20 protein-coding genes and 1 tRNA gene are annotated in these 20,108 nt (G+C 45.0%); 8 read left to right on the top strand and 13 right to left on the bottom strand.

Annotated features, from left to right (window positions below; all coding sequences use genetic code 11):
• The 7 genes from flgF to R7P35_RS21200 form a co-directional block, all read right to left on the bottom strand.
• Positions 1-750, bottom strand: a complete 750-nt coding sequence (gene flgF, locus R7P35_RS21230; RefSeq protein ID WP_005382031.1) for a flagellar basal-body rod protein FlgF — start codon at positions 748-750, stop codon at positions 1-3.
• Between the two features lie 331 nt (positions 751-1,081).
• On the bottom strand, positions 1,082-2,395 hold the full coding sequence (gene flgE / locus R7P35_RS21225) for a flagellar hook protein FlgE (protein WP_005382030.1): 1,314 nt from the start codon (positions 2,393-2,395) through the stop codon (positions 1,082-1,084).
• A 30-nt stretch (positions 2,396-2,425) separates the two neighbouring features.
• Positions 2,426-3,136 carry a flagellar hook assembly protein FlgD gene (flgD, locus tag R7P35_RS21220; RefSeq protein WP_065274246.1) on the bottom strand — a complete coding sequence of 237 codons (711 nt, stop codon included), beginning with the start codon at positions 3,134-3,136 and terminating at the stop codon, positions 2,426-2,428.
• Positions 3,137-3,153: 17 nt separating this feature from the next.
• The gene (gene flgC / locus R7P35_RS21215; RefSeq protein ID WP_005393132.1) at positions 3,154-3,567 is read right to left on the bottom strand and encodes a flagellar basal body rod protein FlgC; all 414 of its coding nucleotides are present in this window, start codon (positions 3,565-3,567) and stop codon (positions 3,154-3,156) included.
• A gap of 5 nt (positions 3,568-3,572) precedes the next feature.
• Positions 3,573-3,968, bottom strand: coding sequence for a flagellar basal body rod protein FlgB (gene flgB, locus R7P35_RS21210; RefSeq protein WP_005382026.1), 396 nt, complete (start codon positions 3,966-3,968; stop codon positions 3,573-3,575).
• A 303-nt stretch (positions 3,969-4,271) separates the two neighbouring features.
• Positions 4,272-5,099, bottom strand: a complete 828-nt coding sequence (locus R7P35_RS21205) for a CheR family methyltransferase (RefSeq protein ID WP_005382024.1) — start codon at positions 5,097-5,099, stop codon at positions 4,272-4,274.
• Positions 5,100-5,110: 11 nt separating this feature from the next.
• On the bottom strand, positions 5,111-6,037 hold the full coding sequence (locus R7P35_RS21200; protein WP_005382022.1) for a chemotaxis protein CheV: 927 nt from the start codon (positions 6,035-6,037) through the stop codon (positions 5,111-5,113).
• A 76-nt stretch (positions 6,038-6,113) separates the two neighbouring features.
• Here R7P35_RS21200 and flgA point away from each other — a divergent pair, with 76 nt between their 5' ends.
• From flgA to R7P35_RS21185, 3 genes are all read left to right on the top strand, one after another.
• Positions 6,114-6,860: a flagellar basal body P-ring formation chaperone FlgA gene (gene flgA, locus R7P35_RS21195; RefSeq protein ID WP_005382020.1), complete on the top strand. Its 747-nt coding sequence runs from the start codon at positions 6,114-6,116 to the stop codon at positions 6,858-6,860.
• 116 nt (positions 6,861-6,976) lie between these two features.
• Entirely contained in the window at positions 6,977-7,291 is a 315-nt protein-coding gene (gene flgM, locus R7P35_RS21190; protein WP_005382018.1) for a flagellar biosynthesis anti-sigma factor FlgM, read from the top strand.
• A 27-nt stretch (positions 7,292-7,318) separates the two neighbouring features.
• Entirely contained in the window at positions 7,319-7,744 is a 426-nt protein-coding gene (locus tag R7P35_RS21185) for a flagella synthesis protein FlgN (RefSeq protein ID WP_005382015.1), read from the top strand.
• 103 nt (positions 7,745-7,847) lie between these two features.
• On the opposite strand, the gene flgP is transcribed toward R7P35_RS21185, so the two are convergent.
• Together flgP and R7P35_RS21175 are read right to left on the bottom strand one after the other, a co-directional pair.
• Positions 7,848-8,279: a flagellar assembly lipoprotein FlgP gene (gene flgP, locus R7P35_RS21180; RefSeq protein ID WP_005382014.1), complete on the bottom strand. Its 432-nt coding sequence runs from the start codon at positions 8,277-8,279 to the stop codon at positions 7,848-7,850.
• A gap of 9 nt (positions 8,280-8,288) precedes the next feature.
• Positions 8,289-8,927: a FlgO family outer membrane protein gene (locus R7P35_RS21175; RefSeq protein WP_005382013.1), complete on the bottom strand. Its 639-nt coding sequence runs from the start codon at positions 8,925-8,927 to the stop codon at positions 8,289-8,291.
• Between the two features lie 169 nt (positions 8,928-9,096).
• Here R7P35_RS21175 and R7P35_RS21170 point away from each other — a divergent pair, with 169 nt between their 5' ends.
• The 3 genes from R7P35_RS21170 (at position 9,097) to R7P35_RS21160 (ending at position 11,268) form a co-directional block, all read left to right on the top strand.
• Entirely contained in the window at positions 9,097-10,230 is a 1,134-nt protein-coding gene (locus tag R7P35_RS21170; RefSeq protein ID WP_005382012.1) for a flagellar assembly protein FlgT, read from the top strand.
• A 175-nt stretch (positions 10,231-10,405) separates the two neighbouring features.
• Positions 10,406-10,482, top strand: a tRNA-Arg gene (locus R7P35_RS21165).
• Between the two features lie 279 nt (positions 10,483-10,761).
• Complete coding sequence (locus R7P35_RS21160) at positions 10,762-11,268, top strand: hypothetical protein (RefSeq protein WP_005382011.1); 507 nt, start codon at positions 10,762-10,764, stop codon at positions 11,266-11,268.
• A 114-nt stretch (positions 11,269-11,382) separates the two neighbouring features.
• On the opposite strand, the gene R7P35_RS21155 is transcribed toward R7P35_RS21160, so the two are convergent.
• From R7P35_RS21155 to chiP, 4 genes are all read right to left on the bottom strand, one after another.
• A complete protein-coding gene (locus tag R7P35_RS21155) occupies positions 11,383-12,345 on the bottom strand; it encodes an OmpA family protein (protein ID WP_005382010.1) in 963 nt (320 codons plus the stop codon).
• A 640-nt stretch (positions 12,346-12,985) separates the two neighbouring features.
• A complete protein-coding gene (gene gltX, locus R7P35_RS21150; RefSeq protein ID WP_005384075.1) occupies positions 12,986-14,413 on the bottom strand; it encodes a glutamate--tRNA ligase in 1,428 nt (475 codons plus the stop codon).
• A gap of 177 nt (positions 14,414-14,590) precedes the next feature.
• Positions 14,591-15,187: a DUF2057 domain-containing protein gene (locus R7P35_RS21145; protein ID WP_170897213.1), complete on the bottom strand. Its 597-nt coding sequence runs from the start codon at positions 15,185-15,187 to the stop codon at positions 14,591-14,593.
• A 123-nt stretch (positions 15,188-15,310) separates the two neighbouring features.
• Positions 15,311-16,432 carry a chitoporin gene (gene chiP / locus R7P35_RS21140; RefSeq protein WP_005382007.1) on the bottom strand — a complete coding sequence of 374 codons (1,122 nt, stop codon included), beginning with the start codon at positions 16,430-16,432 and terminating at the stop codon, positions 15,311-15,313.
• A 477-nt stretch (positions 16,433-16,909) separates the two neighbouring features.
• On the opposite strand from chiP, the gene R7P35_RS21135 reads away from it, so the two are divergent.
• Positions 16,910-19,606 (top strand): heavy metal translocating P-type ATPase, encoded by a 2,697-nt coding sequence (locus tag R7P35_RS21135; protein WP_042522772.1) that lies wholly within the window; start codon positions 16,910-16,912, stop codon positions 19,604-19,606.
• Between the two features lie 21 nt (positions 19,607-19,627).
• Entirely contained in the window at positions 19,628-20,077 is a 450-nt protein-coding gene (locus R7P35_RS21130; protein ID WP_005382005.1) for a DUF411 domain-containing protein, read from the top strand.
• Positions 20,078-20,108: the final 31 nt, after the last annotated feature.

Raw genomic sequence — 20,108 nt, 5'->3', positions numbered from 1 at the left:
TTAACTCATACGAAGCAGTGAATCTGAAGATTTATCCATTTCTTCAGCTGTGCTCATCATCTTGACTTGCATTTCAAACTGACGTTGTAAGTCAATCAATGCGGTCATTTCACCTACGGCATTCACGTTACTGCCTTCTATCGCTCCCGTCTGGAGGCTAACAGTCGCGTCTGCTTCGTAAGGTTGGTTTGGAGTTTTATGGCGAAATAAGCCATTGGTGTCTTTAAACAAGCTTTGATCATTAGGCTTAACAAGCTTAATGCGATCAACCGCTTGGAATTCTTCTGCCGGGGCACCTTGAGGAAGTACAGAGATGGTGCCATCCCGACCGATTTCAATTTTGGAGAGAGGGATAGGCAAAGTAATCGGCGCGTCGTTTTCACCCAGCACCAAATGACCACTTGCGTTGGTAAGCATGCCATTTTGATCGACTTTTAGGTTGCCGTTACGGGTCAACCCTTCTTTCCCTGTATGATCGAGTACCGATATCCAACCGCTGCCTTCAATCGTCACATCCAGATCACGCCCTGTTGTAATCACGCTACCTTGAGCAAAGTTATGCCCTGGACGCTCTGTCATGCTGAATACACGTGAAGGATGGCCTTCACCATAAGCCTGCATTGAGCGAGCCTGTGCTAAATCAGCCCGAAATCCGGTCGTGCTTACGTTAGCCAAGTTATTAGCGCGCAATTGTAGTGCCTGCATATTTTGCTTGGCGCCACTCATTGCGAGAAACAGTGCGCGATCCATAAATTACTCCAAAAAATCTCTCTGTACACGGAGTAGAAAGCAATAGTTATGCCAAAACAAAAATAGACTTATTAATCAATACTTTGAATTAAAAATCAACAATGAAAAGAGGTCAATAGAGGCAGAAAACTGTAACGAGAGGCAAGGTTTTGATCCATACGGCGGCAACAGCGGCAAATCGTAGATCAAAGCATGCTTAGCCTGAGTGAGGTGTATTCAGGCTAAGCATCAGATGAATGTCATGATGAAAATGAACAAAGCGGTAATTACTAAGAAGCAATCACACGCCATTGCTTACTCAAGCAGAGTATCGAATGACCCAGCTAGTGCTCTAGCGGATCTGTAAGATATTCTGTTGTAGTTGGTTGTGTACTTCTAGCGAACGTGAGTTTGCTTGGAAGTTACGCTGAGCAGAGATCAGGTCCACCAACTCCTGCGTCATATCAATGTTTGACTGTTCCAGCATACCGTTATTGATGGTGCCGAAAGAGCCTTTATTTGATTCACCCCAGATCTTGTCACCAGAGAACTGCGTTGAATCCCATTGAGTGCCGCCTTTCTTATCCAGACCTTGCTCGTTTGGAACACGTACGAGAGCAACACGACCCAATGTAACGTTTTCACCGTTTGAGTAAGTTCCCAATACGCTGCCGTTTTCATCGAAGTCAACTTTGGTTAGGAAGCCCGTCGTTGCACCGTCTTCGTCAAACTTAGTCAGTTCGAACGGAGCCGCAAACTGTGTTGCTGAGCCTAAGCCGAAGTTAAGCGTCTGCGCAGGATCGGCACCATTCATATCGACTGGTGTCGTGTTCGTCGCCGGATCGCCCAGAGCCACAGAAGTGATTGGCTGACCATTGTTCAAGCTCGCCAACGTACCATCGTTGTTGAACTTCATGGTATGCCCCACATGACCTGTTGGCGTTTGCGCATCACCAGCCGCAACATTTAAAGGCTTTTCACCTTCTTTATCTGTCACGGTGTAGTAAGTGTTCCATGTATTTGGCTGAGTCTGATCTTTCAAGTAATACGTCGTTAGCTTGTAAGACTGACCCATCGAGTCATAAATTGTCGAAGAGGTTGAACGGTTGTATGTATCTGGGTCTGAAAAATCAAACTGCGTTGGATCTTTCAAATCGCCGTTCGCTGGCAAGTTCACACCCACTTCAATGTTTGCTGTTTGTTTTGGCTTACCAAATTCAGCAGGAATATTGATGGGTTGTGGCTCGTATGAAGAAACCTCACCAGAGCTTGGGTCCACTTGGTAACCTAATAAGAACTCGTCGTTCGCGGTCACCATGTAGTTTTCTTTATTTAAGTGAAATGCACCATTACGTGTCAGTTCATTCTGTTGTGGAGTTAGACGCTCTTTCGCTACAGCGAAAAAACCTGTCCCCGAAACACGCAAATCCATTGGGTTGTTGGTGTAAATGCTAGAGCCTTCATGGAACTGCTGTGCCACTTGGCTTGCTTGCGCACCACCACCCGGTGTGGTTTTTGCGTTAGTAAATAAAGAGTTAGAGTAGACATCAGCAAACTCAGCACGGGACTCTTTAAAGCCGTAAGTGTTGGCGTTCGCAATGTTGTTACTGGTGGTGTTCAAATCCAGTTGGGCGGCGGACAAACCGCTTAAAGATACATATGACATTCCAAAATCTCCTAATCTAGCGAGCTATGACTACGCTTTGCCGACTTCCAATACTTCTGCAAGTCGAACTGGCGATTCAAAACCAGCCAGATTGAGTAATACGTTTCCGTCACCTTTGCCAAGCAATACGCTGTTTACGTTGGCATACGTCGATACTGGGAACTCTTGCGACTCCCCTTCAACTAAGCCAGACGCTTTCACTTTGTATTTGCCAGCTGGCAGTGGATTTCCGCTTTCATCTTTACCGTCCCAAAGCACACGCGTGTCGCCGGCTGGTTTCGCCCCTACCTCAAAGGTACGAACCAGTTGGCCAGCTTCATCCTCTACACGAACAAACAGATTATCGATAGATTGTGAAAGCTTAACCATTGCCGCCATTGGCACGTCGTCCTGCTTCACACCTGCTGCTCCTGGGACCAATACGTCACGCCCTACCAAAGAGGAAGCTTGTAACGCTTGATTTGATGTCATTGACGAATTCAAACTCTCAAACTGAGTGTTCATCTTGCCAATGCCATCAACGGTCGCAAATGAAGCCATTTGCGCAATCATCTGGTCATTACTTACCGGCTTAAAAGGGTCTTGCTGAGACAGTTGCTTCGTGAGCAATGATAAGAAGTCTTCCTGTTTTAGATCCTGCTTACCCGTGCTCTCTTCCGCTTTCTTGTTACTCTCTTGTAGACTTTTAAGCTGGTCGATATAGGACAAGCCGCTTTGACCAACGTTGTTAATTCCGGCCATACGCTACCCCCTTATCCTTATTGACCCATCTGCAGCGTACGCAGCAGCATTTGTTTACTAGAATCAGCGACCTGTACATTAGTTTGGTATGCACGAGAAGCTGAAATCATGTTTGCCATTTCTTCCATTACATTGACGTTAGGCTTGTAAATGTAGCCTTCTTCGTTTGCAAGGGGATGGTCTGGGTTGTACTCCGCACTCAGCGGTTTATCACTTTCTACAATACCCATCACTTTCACTGGCACCGTATCACCGCCACGCATGGCGTTACTTAACTCTGCACCAAACACTGCATGACGCGCTTTGTAAGTGTCTTTCGCAGAGCTGCTGACACTGTCGGCGTTCGCCAAGTTGCTTGAGGTAGTATTCAGACGAACGGATTCAGCGCTCATTGCGGAACCTGTCACATTGAAAACGTTAAATAAGCTCATCTAAATTATTCCCCTTTGATTGCTTTGGTTAAGTTCTTGAATTTGCTGCCTAGAAAGTCGAGTGATGCTTGGTGTCTGATTTGGTTTTGCATAAACAAGTTACGCTCTAAATCCAAGTCTACCGTGTTGCCATCTCCCGTATCTGGTTGCGTAGGAAGACGATATAACTTGTCCCCAACCAACGTTGTAGTGGCAGGAATATGCCGACCATCTGTGCGACTAAGACCAATGCTTGCCCCAGATGTTGCCGCTTGCAATTCCTTCGCAAAGTCTAAACCTCTTGCTTTGTAACCAGGCGTGTTTGCTTGTGCGATGTTGGTGGAAATCACCTCTGCATTGCGCTCACGTACGCCCACCGTGTGCTGGTGGATGCCTAGTGCATTGTCAAAAGATATAGCCATGTTTGCCTCTACAATTAAGAACTGACCGTGATTGATAACCAAAAAGCAATTAGCATGCCAAAACCTAAAGCATTACACCAACCTAGTGGTTACCGTGAATTGAAATAGCAATAAGTGAGCCAAAGTAACTGGAATGTCATGTCGTATCACTTTGCTCACTTAATAAAGATACACCGTGTTGAGGGCACAAGGCAAAAACGCGCTTCAACTAATTGAGTGATACATGAAGCGCTCGGCGCAGAAAGGTAACAAACAAAAAAGCCTGACACGAAGTCAGGCTTTTCTATCAATGAAGAGATACCGCTATTTAAGCTTGTAAATGATGCCCGGATTACAGCGCACCATTTCAAATTTATCAGTCAGACCAGTTAGCGACTCTGATGCCCCTAACAGCAAGTAGCCACCAGGGTTTAAACTGCTCGCCATTTGGTTAAGCACTTTAGATTTCATTTCTGGAGAAAAGTAAATCAATACGTTACGACAGAAAATGATGTCGAACTTACCCATCAGTGCGTAACTGTCCATCAGGTTTTGTGGACGAAAGTTCACCAAACGCTTGACGTTATCTTTGACTTTCATGCGACCACCGTCCGCATTTTCAAAGAAGGTGCGACGACGTTCTGGTGAAAGCCCGCGACCCAAAGCCAAGTTGTCGTACACCCCTGCACGACACATCTCGAGCATACTTGCCGAAATATCTGTGGCTGTAATGGACACGTTTGGTAACAAGCCCGGCTTGCGCTGTTGCGTTTCCAGGATCGTCATTGCAATAGAATACGGTTCTTGGCCCGATGAACTGGCAGCAGACCAGATCTTAATTGGGCGCTTGCTTGCCGCTACTTCTGGCAATAATTTGTCAGCTAAAACCGTGAACGGATAAGTATCTCGAAACCACAAGGTTTCGTTAGTCGTCATCGCATCCACAGCGGCGACTCGTAATTCTCGATTACGCCCTGTAACAACATCACGTAGCAAATCTGATAACGATGCGAGCTTAAACTTCGTCACTAAAGGACTCAGTCGGCTACGCACGAGGTATTGCTTGCTATCACCTAACACGATGCCACATTGCGATTCTAGAAAACGGCTAAAGTCACGATACTCTTGATCACTGATTGTAATAGCAGTCATTAATGTCTCTTTTATTGTGTTAATGCAGATTTAACCGCGTTACCCAACTCATCTGGGTTAAATTTCGCAATGAAGGTGTTGGCACCTACACGCTCAACCATAGCTTGGTTGAATACACCACTTAATGAAGAATGGAGGATAACATAAAGGTCTTTCAAATCGGCATGTCTGCGAATTTCAGCCGTTAAGGTATAGCCGTCCATTTCTGGCATTTCAATATCGGAAATAACCAACGAAATTTGATCGTAGATATTGCCTTCTTGAGCCATTTCAATCAACTTATTGTACGCTTCTTTGCCGTCTTTGACAGATACGACCTCAAAACCGATGGATGTAATCGCACGCTCTACCTGTTTACGCGCGACCGTCGAGTCATCAGCAATCAGTATGCGGCGTACAATAGGCTTTTCTTGTTCTGCTTGTGCGATTTCTTCGCCAATAGCGGAATCCATCGTTTCATCAACTGGCGCAATTTCTGCCAGGATTTTTTCAACGTCAAGGATTTCAACCAGCTCATTGTCAATGTTTGTAACGGCAGTCAAGTAGTGCGCTTTACCTGCGCCGTCTGGCGGTGGCAAAATCGCTTCCCAATGCATATTGATAATACGCTCAACCGATGATACCAAAAATGCTTGGATCGTACGGTTAAATTCTGCAATAACAACAAAACATTTATCTAAATCAGTGGTTGGGCGGCCACCAATTGCCAGGCTCAAATCAATAACGGACACGGTATGGCCGCGGATATGAGCGATACCTTTAACCAGAGGGTGTAGATTTGGCATTGAAGTCAGCTTAGGGCACTGTAGTACTTCTTTCACTTTGAATACGTTAATGCCGTAGCGCTGTCGGCCCATCAGTCGAAAGGTCAATAATTCCAATCGGTTCTGACCGACGAGTTGCGTACGTTGATTCACCGAGTCAAGAATCCCCGTCATATGCTCATCTCCATCTCAAACTTTTTGTTTTTAAATGATACTCTACCACTGGCAAGCACGATACCAGGGAGACAGTATGGCGTATTTCACTTTCACTTCGACACCATTGACTATGACAATATGTAGAGCGCTAATTACAAAGTACGCTAAGTCTATCGGCATTTTGCTCAGTATGTTTAGCTTTTTTGTTCATTCAGCTTCAGATAATCAGATCGAGCAAATAAAAACAGCAGCAGAACAACATATTCTTGCTACGGTTGATCAGCCTGATGGTGGCGAGCTATCTGTTAATGCGGCAGAGATCGACTCGAGAATAAAAGCAACGGATTGCCCTGTTCCGTTAGATACATCTGCCTCTTCCACCAGCAGCACGAGAAGTAACATCAATGTGTTAGTGGAATGCCAACCGGATGACTGGAAAGTCTATGTCCCTGTGAGGATCTCGGTATCAGTACCAATGATCGTCGCGACACGAACATTAGGGAGAGGAGAAATCGTCAGCGCATCGGATGTTACCACTTCCATGATCGAGCTACAGCGCTTTCGTAAAGATGGATTTTCTAGCTACGATCAAGTGGTTGGGGCAAAGCTAAAGCGTAATGTTCGTTTAGGCGATGTCGTAGAGAGAAATGATGTTTGTGTGGTATGCCGAAATGAAAAGGTCATTATCAAAGCGGTGAATTCTGGCATGACGATCACAACGCAAGGCACAGCATTGCAGGATGGTTCAGCTGGCGATCAAGTAAGAGTGAAAAATGATAAGTCACAACGTATAATAGAAGGCATAGTGACTGACATTGCGGAAATCACTGTTAATTTTTAATATCCACTGGTAGCGTGTTTAAACTGATCAATAAAAATGCAAAAAATGACTAAAGTTATTTTTGCGCTGGTCGATAGTCTGGATACCAGTATTACGATACAAGGCAAAGGTTAAACATGGCAGGTATAGATAATATACGTTCAGGGCAAATGATGACGACAACAAGTCGCGCACCTGCACGTAACGATTCCAATGCTACCAGCACGACAGAATCAAAAAAGGCGCCAGCGCAACAAGACGCAGTATCACTCAGCCAGCAAAGTAAAGCCGTCAGTAAACTCCAGAAGGATATGGCAGCTTCTCCGGCATATGACAGCGCCAAAGTTGCAGCAATCAAAGAAGCTATCACAAACGGTTCATACAAAGTCGATCCTGAAAAATTGGCTGACAACATGATTAAGTTTGAAAACGAATTGCAAGGCAAAAGCTAACTGACTTAGGCCGAAGGTAAGTATTTTATGGCAGCATTAGTCGATCTCGTTAATTTCCAGCTAGAAAATGCTAAGGCACTTTCCGCTGTTTTACGCCAAGAAACACAAGCAATAACGGCGCGTGTCTCTACCGAGATTGAGAACATTGCCAAACAGAAGATGACGCTCATTGATCAGCTCAGAACAACTGATCAGCGAATCGCCTCTCACCCGCACGTCAATCAACTTACTGAAGATGAGCACCTAAGTCAGGTTGTTGCTCAAATCCAATCGATCGTCCTCGACTGTCAACAAGTTAACCAAGTAAATGGCGAATCGCTTAGTCGCGCACAGCTGAGCTTCAATAAACTCAACAACATGCTTCAGCGAACTCATGGCAAAGTTGGCATGACCTACAATGCGGGCGGAAAAACCCACACCATCTCGACGCTTGGCACCAATATAAAAGCTTAAACGTCACTCCTACCCTCAATTCCCGCGCTCACGTAGATATAAAAAAAGCGACTCATTGTTACCAATCAGCCGCTCAAAAAGATTATCTGTCTAGTGAAATGGTTTAAAACAAGGTTTGCTGACGCTTCTCAGGTACCTGCTGAACTTCTCCATAATCACGTAGCTTATCCATCTTACGGATATCCAGACGCAGCTCAGTCACATAACTGTCTTCAACAAGATAACTACGCACAACTTCTGCACCACGAATTACACCATCGACGGCACCAGTGGTGCTTTCAATACCCAAACGCTGGTCTTGCAGCTCTGCACGTCCACTAACACGCATGCCATAAACTTGCTCTGCTAGCTCACGATAAGCATCAATTTTTGATGCGCGCATTGCTCGTACACGCTTTTCTTCTACTGTGCGGCCTGTTTGCTCACTGACGCTGGCGTAGCCCACCGCCACTAAGATTTCATCTTGACGCATCTGTTGTAATGGCTGACACCCAACCAATATCAGTGTGGCAACAATAAATAATAACTTCTTCATGCTTCTATCCTATGGACGGAGAATCACAGTGTACGGCTGACGAATGGTAGGGTCAGAACGAATCAACACACCATCTTGTGTGCGGATGCTATTTAACGTATCTAAGTCACGCCCAATACGGTCAGCCGGAAGGAAACCTTGCGCTGTCGCTACAACTACACGGCTTTGCATGCCAACCACGCGTGCATTGACAAGCACTCCCCCCTCTTGGCGCAGCATCGTTCCGGTCAATACATACTGAATTTGCTGCTCTTGAGCTAAATCTTGCCAATCACGACTTAAAGCAAAATCGCCCTGTTGCGTCACTTGAATAGAGCCCGTAGTTTTGAAATCAACCACTTTAAACCCTCGGCGCTGAAACTGATGGATAAAACCTTCAGAGACCGAGTTACCTAACCAGTTTGTTGCATCCATATTTTGTAGATCAACAAACGAGGTAATCGCAATCGGTGTCCGCGCTGATACTGCCACATTAGAAACCATCAGGTCTTCTGTCATGCTCTCAATGAAAAAGTCCATCGTATGACGCGGACTATCCATCAGCATGAACTGGCTTCCCGAGTAAGGTTCTTTACCATTGTAAATCGGTGAGTACGCGCACGATGTCAGAAGCGTCATCATCGATGCAGCGACAAGCCACTTTTTCATGGTTTGATTCTCCAGATAATCTTAGGTGATACCGTTCTTTATTAATTCCTTTCCAAGAAAGTGAATATTGGAACAGTCTTTGCTTTTCTTTGTTTGCCTAACGAAGAAAAACCCACCAAACTTCACTGAATTTGTTAAAGCAATATTTATACCCGAACGGTTGTAACCAATGAAAAAAATATTAAACAGTCTGTTTTCAATCACTTTAGTGATGCTTGTGCCTTTTAAGGTAATGGCATCTTGGTATGAAGTCACAGGCGTTGCCACCATCGTTTCTTCAGAAGAGACGGCAAGGCTCCATGCGTTGGAAGACGCGCTGTTCAAAGCCGTCAATTTTTCGGGCGCAGATATTGGCAGTATTAGCAACTTGATGCCGCTATTAGAAGAAAGTCGCAACGAATACCAGTTTACCAATCATGAAGTCCGTTACATTTTGGTGGAGTCTGAACGCAAACGTCGCGGTAAAGTCGAGGTAAAAATCCGCGTTGATATTTATCCATCGGCAACGGGTTGCCACACCGATCAATACAAAAAGACAATGCTGGTCGGCAATATTGAGGTCGCATCACCACAACAAGCAGTGATGGGACAAATTTATCAAGTTGGTGACGATTTTAGCCACGTAGTGAACCGTCAACTTGATCAAACCTCACGCAGCTTTGTGTCTGTTGGTACAACGGACTACTCAATAAGCAGCAACTATCCTGCTCGCACTCAAATGATCGCGCAAGACAATGGCGCACAATACATCATTGGAGGGGTCATTACCGATCTCACTGCAACGGTCGAATCTCAACTATTGCAAGATGACATCATCAATCGTCAGTTTGCGTTAGAAATGAAAGTATTTGATGGTAAAACTGGCCATGAAATCTTCAACAAAGCCTACCGTGAGGTCGCGCGTTGGCCATTTGCTAAGACGAGTCAAGTGGACACTCGTAGTGCACGTTTTTGGGCATCGACCTATGGCGAGATGATGCTTCGCGTTAGTCGCAATATTATGTTGGATCTGGAGTCGGAGCTATCTTGCAAAATTACACTGCCAGAGGTTGTGGCAGTCTTCGGTAATACCGTAACGATGGATCTCGGCCGTATGCACGGCGTAAAAGAGGGAGACAAATTGCAGCTTTGGCACACCGCGTCGTTTATCGACCAAAATGGATTGCCAAGAAACAAAGTCTCGCAAAGCGAAATTACATTAACGGTATCACGCATATACGAACACGAAGCGGAACTGACGATTGATCAGCCAAATTTAGCATCTAGCGTTCAAATTGGCGACGTAATGAACAAGATCCTATAAAAGCAAACATTAAGTCTTGAGATATGCTCACTTTTGAATATCATAGGCAGCGCATCTTATTTGATTATACCAATGACCGTAGCGAATCGTTCAACGTGATGCTGATACAGATCTGGTAGATTGCTAGATTTGAACTCAGTAAAACAGTGCAATGAACTGCAACTATTGGTATTACGCCCCCATGGCACAGCTGGATAGCGCAGTCCCCTCCTAAGGGACAGGTCGTAGGTTCGAATCCTACTGGGGGCGCCATATCATAGCCTTAGCTCCCACTTGAGCTAAGGCTTTTTTGTATCTTCAATTTCAAGCCTCGCACTGCTCCCCCTAGTACACCGTGTTAGATAATCTTCCCAGTAATCAATATGATCGGATCGGGTGTTTCGGTTACGGGATAAACCCTTCTACTGATCTGACTTCTTCCCCTTGAAATCATTTCAACAAGCCCTATTTACAGTTTTGTATTTTATTACTTTAATTATCTATGAGTTTTGCTTACCCTTTTAGCTATTAATAAAATTATTAGTTAGCACTATGTCTAAGAGCAATTTAATAACTAACACTGGACACCGCTTTATTTCTAAAGGCAAGACAGCCTTTAAGATACATATCCATACCCCCGAGGATACGGTACTACACCGCTCGGTAGGATTTGTTCGTATTGGAGAAAAGAAAGGCTTACAAAAAGCCATTAAGCTGAGAAACGAGTTAGGCCGGCAAATGTGGGGCAAATTCTGGCGACGTCTTTTGAAAGACCCTTACCTAATGACCAGGCTTCCACATAGCGTTGAGCCTAAAATCGTTCACAAGCCTAACCCTACTCTTGAAAACCCTGACAACCGAGATACGTGTTACATCGCCAAGTGGCGAGAGTTCAATGATGACGGTGAGTATAAATATAAAACGGTGGTTCGCTCTATTAGTAAGTACGGCAAACTTGCCGCCTACATGCAAACCAAAAAAGCGTTGTTAGAAGCACATAAAGATAACTTGGAGATCCTGACATTCATGGGGCGTTTAAACAGCATTGATCTTAAATAATACCTGGCCACTTTGAACATTTCAGTCAGTTTTTAAAGAGAAATAAAAAGCCCCAAAGAGCGAACTCTTTGGGGCTTTCAGCTTCAGTCTTCTATACTACGGTCGAATAGGAGCTTATTGCTGAACTTGGTATTCAAATTCTGGAACAACGACTTCTACGCGACGGTTTTGTTGACGACCTTCACGAGTGTCGTTTGAAGCGATTGGGTTGTTTTCACCTTCGCCACGAGCTTGGATACGTGATGAATCAATACCTTTTTCAACGAGTGCGTTAGCAACAGACTCAGCGCGTTTCTCAGAAACTTTTAGGTTGTAAGCTGCTGGGCCAGACGTATCTGTGTAACCTACAACTTCAACGTTCGCTTGTGGGTGCTCGTTTAGGAAAGCAACTAGGTTATCAAGTTTTGCAGCGCTCTCTGGTTTTAGAGTTGTGCTGTTTAGATCGAAGCTACCTGTACCAATTGTTTGAGTTTCGAATGTTTTCGTAACTACAACTGGCTCTTCTACCACTTCTTCTACAACCACTTCTTCAACAACAACTGGCTCTTCTACGATTACTGGCTCATCGTTGCCGCCGAATTTGAAAGAAACACCTAGTGTTGCAGTGTTACCTGTCGCACGAGTTACATCGTTGCTGATGTCAGTCAGTGTTTGGTATTCCGCACGAGCTGTTACGTTTTGGCTTAGGTTGAATTCAAGACCAGCTGCGCCTAGGTAAGAGTAATCATCTTTGCCATCAAACATTACGTAAGCGCCACCCACTTTACCGTAAAGTGCGATGTCTTCAGTGATTGGTAGGCTAAATTTAGGAGCAAGAGTGATCGCTTCTACGTGGCCACCGAAAGAAGTTTGGTTAAAATCACCGATGTTGTCGAAACCCGCTTCTACTGCGAAGTATTTATTCATTTCGTAACCAACAAAAGCGCCAAGAGTAGAATCGTCTTTGTCACAAGCCTGGCCCGCTACACACGCGTCTTCCATCCATGACTTACCCATCTTACCACCAACGTATACTTCTGCTTGTGCTGCTGAAGCCATAAGTAGAGACGCTGAAATTACCGCTGCTAATTTTTTCATTATTGATTCCTCTAAAGAAGTTCTTTTGTTAGATGCCGAAATGCGCCGTCTGACTGACGTTGTATTTCAATTCTTTTTATTCATTCCTTGAGTGAGATACTTAGTCAGCTTCTTTTTATGCACATGCATTTTTTTTATGGAAGCAACTTACGTACATTTCCTGTTCAGTGATACATATCGCCATCTCGGTATCGCTGACGGGATGAACTATAACGCTAAGAAATCGCGAGAAAAATCCCAATTCTGTCAATTTATTGTCATCAAAAATCTCGACAACATGTGATCTTAAGCAAAAAAATCCCCACGCAACCACGACGCAAACGTTTGCTTTAATTTTTGGAACAACATAGCTAAAGCAAAGATTTTTCTTAAAAATGAGACAAATAAAATGGAACTTTAAGGAACATGGATAAAAATCAATCAGATATTTGATATATAATCGCTCGTTTTTTATTCATGCCAACGATATTTGGATTAAAAAATCTTATCCATATTGAGGTAAATTACAGGTGAAACCATCTCTTCATTCACCAATATGAGAGAAAGTTTCTCGTTATCTAAATTGAAGATACAAAAAAGCCGCGGTTGCTCACCGCGGCTTTGTGACTATTTATTCAAAAGAACGTTCAGTTCAAAGCAATTATGCGTTTGCTTCACGCTCAGCAATGAACTCAAGCGCCATCTTAATGCGAGCAATACAGCGCTCTTTTCCAACCAGCTCCATTACTGCATCGACAGAAGGAGACTGACCCCCGCCTGTTACAGCAACACGTAATGGCATACCGATTTTGCCCATGCCGATTTCCAACTCTTCACATACTGCTGCGATAACGCCATCTTTGATGTTCGCTGTCGTCCATTCAGTTAGTGCTTCCACTTTCGCTAATGCAAGTTCTAGAGGCTCTTTAGCCACGCCACGCAGGTGTTTCTTCGCTGCGCCCGCTTCAAACTCAGAGAAATCTTCATAGAAGTAACGGATTTGCTCAGCTAGCTCAACTAGTGTGTTGCAACGCTCACCCACCAGCTTGATCACGTCAGTAATAGCAGGACCATTCGTTACGTCTAGTTTTTGTTGGTCTAGATGCCATTGTAGATGCTCAGCAACGTACGCAGGATCTGAGTTCTTGATGTAGTGGTTGTTCAACCATTGCAGTTTGTCAGTGTTAAAAGCAGACGCTGACTTAGATACTGCGTTTAGGCTAAATAGATTGATCATCTCTTCTTGAGAGAAGATTTCTTGGTCCCCATGAGACCAACCAAGGCGTACTAGGTAGTTGTTTAGTGCCGCAGGCAGGTAGCCCATATCGCGGTATTGCATGACTGATACAGCGCCGTGACGTTTAGACAGTTTCGCGCCGTCATCACCCAGGATCATTGCACAGTGTGCAAATGTAGGTACTGGCGCACCTAGTGCTTCGTAGATGTTGATTTGACGAGGCGTGTTGTTGATGTGGTCTTCGCCACGAACAACGTGAGTGATACCCATGTCCCAGTCGTCCACTACTACACAGAAGTTGTAAGTAGGTGAACCGTCTGTACGACGAATGATTAGGTCATCCATTTGATCGTTGCGGATTTCAATGCGACCACGGATTTGATCATCAAATACTACGCTGCCTTCTTTCGGGTTACGGAAACGGATAACACATGGATCACCATCTTTTGCCGCTTCGTTTGCTGCTTTGATTTTTGGATGGTTAGCATCGTAGCGAGGCATTTCTTTATTTGCTTCTTGCTCTGCACGGATTTCATCTAGCAGCTCTTTAGACGCGTAACATTTGTAAGCTTTGTCTTCAGCAAGAAGCTTATCAACCATTTCGTTGTAACGGTCAAAACGTTGAGTTTGGTAGTAAGGACCTTCATCCCACTCCAAGCCTAGCCATTCCATGCCTTCAAGAATTGCATCAACCGCTTCCTGAGAGTTACGCTCAAGGTCTGTATCTTCGATACGTAGAACGAATTCACCACCTTGGTTTTTAGCGTATAGCCAAGAGTAAAGTGCAGTACGCGCACCACCAACGTGTAGATAGCCAGTTGGGCTAGGAGCAAAACGAGTTTTAACCGTCATTTGAGTTCCTTAGGGGTAATGAGCAACGAGAGATCTCTCGTTGTAATGTCAAGGATAAAAGTGGCGACATTTTACCACCGTAAGTCAATTCTACAATCGGTTTGACAACAGAAATAAAAACAGGGCAGAACCAAAAAGGCACAGCCCTGCTATTTACTGTTAAAGCACGAGACGAAATTACTTCAGGTTACGCATTGCCCATTGCATAAATTCTTGCTGCTCTTCACGGCTCAATTCATTAAACGATGCTTTGATTGTTTTGGTTTCCGCTGGAGAAGACGCAATGCTTGCCTTAGTCGATTCTTTATTCATTGCGTTATTATAGTCGGCAACTTCTCGTTCATAATCACGAAAACCTTGCAAACCACCTTTACGAAGTTGAACCATAGAGAATGCCACTTCTTTTCCGTTTTTGTCTTTCAATACCACTTTAGGATCGAGTTCGAACGCTCTCGCCTCTTCAATAGTACGGAATGTTTGATAAGTCAGAGAAAGCTCGGTGTCTTTTTCTGCATCAAACTCTAATACCAGCGGCTGCGAATCGAATTTACGGCGCTTTCCATCTTCAAATACGATTTGTCCAACCGTTACCGCCAATTGGTTTTCCCCATCCTTTAACTCGATGCTGTTGTTCTTGGATATCCACTCAGGGTAGACGAACTCGCCGTTGAGAACGCGAGGAACTAATTCAGATTGCAGAGTGAGTTGAGCAGAAAAAGCTGGCGCCGAAAGCATTGCGCAAAGTCCGAGAAGTGTCGTTGTTTTTTTCATCATGGTTTCTCACTTTATACCAATTTAGATAAGCCTCTAAAATTTACAGGCCAGTCATTTCAAAGGCTTATTTGAATAAGTATCAAGATAAAAAGGGCGTTTCCGCCCTTTTAGCTGCTTCTTTAGTTAGAAGTAGTATTCAACACCTACAGAGAACTCGTCGTAGTCAGCAGACTTCCAACGTGCTTCTGTTGGTTTATCTAATTGAGACGCACCGTCGCCAAAGTCTAGAGTACGAGCACGTACGTACAGCACTGCCGATGGGTCTACGAAATACATAACTTGTGCAGATAACACATCGTCCGCTGTATCGTTAATTTTCTTACCATCACGCTCGAGATCAAAGTTAGCGGCGTAAGCCAGTTTGTATTGCCAATCACCCGTGGTGTACATGATAGCGGCAGACATTGCATCTTGCTTTTCACTCACACCATTGCTTGCGTCTGCTTCCATGTATTTGTATTGCGCAAAGAAAGAGATCCCGTTATCAAACCAGCCTTGTGCCCCTACCAAGTACGTGTTGTTTTCCCACGTTTGGCTTTCCATCTTGATATTACGGTTACCTTCATATGCCGCATCTAACTGGATAGGACCAATTTTGTAGTGTGCTGCGATACCACCCCAGTAGTCATCCCCTTCACCTAGACCTGCTTTATCACCTGCACCAGCTGCGATATCTAGGGAGAATTTGTCAGCAAACATTGGAGAGTCCCAGCGGATAGTGTTTGATTGACGGTCTTGGTACTTGGCGCCACCAATAGCACCACCCCAGTCGTATACATCGCCGAGGCCAGGGTTAGATGCTGGCCAGTCAACCAATTCGTACATAGGTGTCAAAACGCGACCCAGGCGAATTTGCCCCCAAGATGCACTTTCAAAACCGACGAATGTGTCACGTTCACCAAGACCTGCGCCCTCGCCACCAAAGCTAGGGTCTACATAACCGCCTTCGATTTGCCAAATAAAAGTAGGGTCGAAGTTAGCAAATTGTTTTTTACCACGGAAACCAATACGAGACTCGTTGTTTAGCTGCATGCCACCCAAATCATCGTCCGTTGCTTTGCTGCCAGAATCGTAATCGCGGTACGCGGCCTGCATCGCGATGATTCCGTAAACTTCATAAGAAAATGAATCTTTGGTTAGAAACTCTTTTGCTGCGTCACTGTTTGCACCATCAGCAAATGCAGCACCACTGAACATCATGCCGGTAATTGCCGTGGCAAGTAGGCTTTTCTTTAGGTAAGACATTATAAACCCCTATATTTTTAGTTTTTTCCATTTTCAAATTCACTAACTAGGACATGGCAGGAACTTGAAACAGTGTTTGGACGGGGCAAATATGACAAACTTTTTTCGCACTAAAAAACTTTCCCTACAGCAATCTGAGCGACTTCAAAATGAGAAGATCAAAAATAAAATAAATCAATAAAAAACAATTAGTTAAAATCAAATATAAAAAATAAAAAACGTTAAAAGTACGTTTTGACACTGAACTGACATTGAGAGCATCTAAAAACGTGAGCGACTTCATTCATCTTTTAGGTGTTTTAACGGAACTTTATATTCAAAGAGAAAAAACCTTGAGATCACTCGCAAGTAAAATGACCGTGCACTTGTGGGATTCGAGAGATTTTGACGAAATTGTTGTGAGTAGCAAATGGGTATTGACCTTACCCTTGCAGGAAGGTTTAAGCTCATAGCATCACTACTATTGAGGTGCAGATTATGTATCAGTTAGTTATACCTTTATCAGGGCTCAACTGCATGGGCTGTGCGAGAAAAGTTGAGAATGCTTTACATGCGAATCACGATGTGGAGATCCTCAATTTGTCCCCGACGCAAGTAGAGGTCAAAACCGAGTCTTCTCTTAAAGAGCTCGTCTCGTCGATTGAATCTCTTGGTTACCAAGCAGGAAATCACTACGAACTAAACCTTTCAGGCTTAAGCTGTGGCGGTTGCGTCAAAAAACTTTCATCTTTATTAGAATCTAATCAAGACGTTATTTCTTTTGAGGCTTCAACAACGCACTTAGAGATTCGTACCCTCCTCTCCGAGCAACAAGTGATCGACTTAATAGCAACACTCGGCTATACCGCCAACCTTGATTCTGTTGAAGTAGAGAACGAAAGCTCACCAGAGACCGAACAGGTAGAACAGCAAAGCAATATTAAAGATACGCAGGTGCCACCAGCGAGTATTCAATTGCAAATGCTGATTCAAGGCATGACGTGTGCGAGTTGCGTATCTTCAGTAGAGAAAGCACTTACTAACGTGGAAGGTGTTGAGAAAGCACAGGTCAACCTTGCAGAACAAAGCGCACTAGTATTCGCAAGCCAAGACTCTGATGACCTCCTTAACGCAATTGTTGAATCGGTAAAACAAGCCGGTTACCAAGCAGAGATCCTACAAGACGCCGCAACCCAGCAAGAAAAGCAAGCACAGCAACAACGTCAGCAACAAAAACGCTTTAAACTGGATGCTATTGCTGGCCTTGTCGTCGGAGCCCCTTTAATGATTTGGGGCGTTGCTGGCGGCAATATGATGATTCGCAACACCAACGACCAATTAGCTTGGGGAGTGATCGGTATCGTATGTTTACTCCTTCTTGCCACAGCAGGGAAACACTTCTTCAGTAACGCTTGGTTAGCTGCTACTCACAAGCGCGCCACCATGGACACGTTAGTCGCGCTCGGTACTGGCGCAGCGTGGTTCTATTCGATGCTTGTGGTGATTTTCCCAGGCTGGTTCCCTCTTGCTTCACGCCACGTGTACTTTGAAGCGAGTGCAATGATCATCGGCTTAATTTCTCTTGGTCACTATATAGAAGCAAAAGCCAAAGCAAACACAACACGCTCATTGCAAGCTCTGATTAACCTGCAACCTCAGCAAGCTACGGTAATCACGGAACAAGGCGATCAACAAATAACGGTTGAGCAAATCACGCTAGGCATGAAACTGCGTATCAAACCAGGCGAGAAAGTGCCTGTTGATGGTGTTGTGATTCAAGGTGAATCATACATTGATGAGTCGATGCTCACTGGTGAACCAGTACCAGTGTTAAAAGCGCAAGAGGCTCAAGTGTCTGCTGGTACATTAAATACCGATGGTGGATTAGTCATTGAGGCAACGGGCATTGGCGCAAATACCATGCTGGCTCGTATCATCCGCATGGTGCGCACAGCGCAAAGCAGTAAGCCAGCCATCGCGAAACTGGCAGACCAGATTTCATCGGTGTTTGTCCCTGTCGTTGTTGGCATAGCAATACTGGCCGCGCTCGTTTGGTTTGCCGTTGGCCCAGAGCCAAAAGCGAGTTATATGCTGGTGGTCACCACAACCGTCCTGATCATCGCCTGCCCTTGCGCTCTAGGCTTAGCAACCCCGCTTTCTGTCACGGTGGGAGTGGGTAAAGCCGCAGAGCTCGGCATTCTGATCAAAGACGCCGACGCCCTGCAATTGGCAAGCAAAGTCGACACGGTTGTGTTCGACAAAACTGGCACGCTTACCCAAGGTAAACCTAGCGTTCAGAAAGTGTTTACTCACGCCACCAGCCAAGAAGATCTATTGGCTTTAGCGTATGCGGCAGAGCGTCAGTCTGAGCACCCACTGGCAAAAGCGGTATGTGATTACGCCAAACGACACGACGCAAAGGATGTCTCATTAGACAAGTTTGAGAACGTTCGCGGGCGCGGCATTTGGGCGACGTATCAAGATAAACCGCTACTCATTGGTTCGCTTCAATTTATGCAAGCAGAGAACGTCGAGACCAGCGCACTAAAACCTGCCATCGATGAATGCGCAAAAAATGCGTGGACTCCGGTAGCTGTGGCATTGAACGGCGAACTGATCGGTCTGATCGCCATTGCCGACCCGATCAAATCAGATGCGAAGCAAGCGCTCTCTGCATTAAAATCGCAAGGCATCAAAACGGTAATGCTGACGGGCGATAACCAACACGTTGCCAATGCTATCGGCCAAGAACTTGGTATTGATGAAGTGATTGCCCAAGTAATGCCAGATGAGAAAGCTCAGCACATTGAGCAACTTCAATCTCAAGGACATGTCGTGGCAATGGTGGGGGATGGCATTAACGACGCCCCTGCTCTCGCGTTATCCAACCTAGGTATTGCCATGGGTAGCGGCAGTGATGTCGCCATTGAAAGTTCGCAAATGACCATCCTGAACACGTCACCAATGGCGGTAGTACATGCGATTGAACTCTCTCGCGCTACACTTAAGAACATGAAGCAAAACCTATTTGGTGCCTTTGTTTACAACTCGTTGGGTATTCCAGTTGCCGCTGGTGTGCTTTACCCAGCGTTTGGATTTTTGCTCAGTCCTGTTGTCGCAGGAGCGGCAATGGCACTGTCTTCAATTACTGTCGTTAGTAATGCAAATCGACTACGACTGTTTTCAGTAAAATAACCACTTCTTTTTGAGGGTATTATGAAGTTGAAACTATTGACCTTTGCAATGCTTGCGACCGTGTCCGCCAACGTATTGGCAGCCGATGTCATTAACCATAAATCGCCATACTGTGGCTGTTGTGGAGAATGGACAAAACACATGGAAGAGAACGGCTTTACGGTCGAAGAAAAATTGCACGATGACATGAACGCCATCAAACGCGATCTAGGCATCAAGAATGAACAGCTTTACTCTTGCCACACGGCAGAGATCAACGGCTATCTGTTTGAAGGTCACATTCCAGCCGAAGACATTAAAGCGTTTTTGAAAAATCCACCACGTAACGCAAAAGGCCTATCAGTACCAGGCATGCCAATGGGCTCCCCTGGTATGGAATATGGCGACAAAAAAGACAGCTACACCGTTTACGCCTTTAACGAAAAAGGCCAAGTGTTCGAATATAGCCACCACGAAGGCAACGACCAATAAAAACAAAGCCCAGCGAGATAAACCGCTGGGC

The sequence above is a fragment of the Vibrio sp. Vb0304 genome (genome assembly GCF_033338995.1).
Taxonomy (GTDB): domain Bacteria; phylum Pseudomonadota; class Gammaproteobacteria; order Enterobacterales; family Vibrionaceae; genus Vibrio; species Vibrio alginolyticus.
The sequence above is the reverse complement of the archived record's forward strand: the minus strand, read 5'-3'. Positions and strand labels throughout refer to the sequence as shown.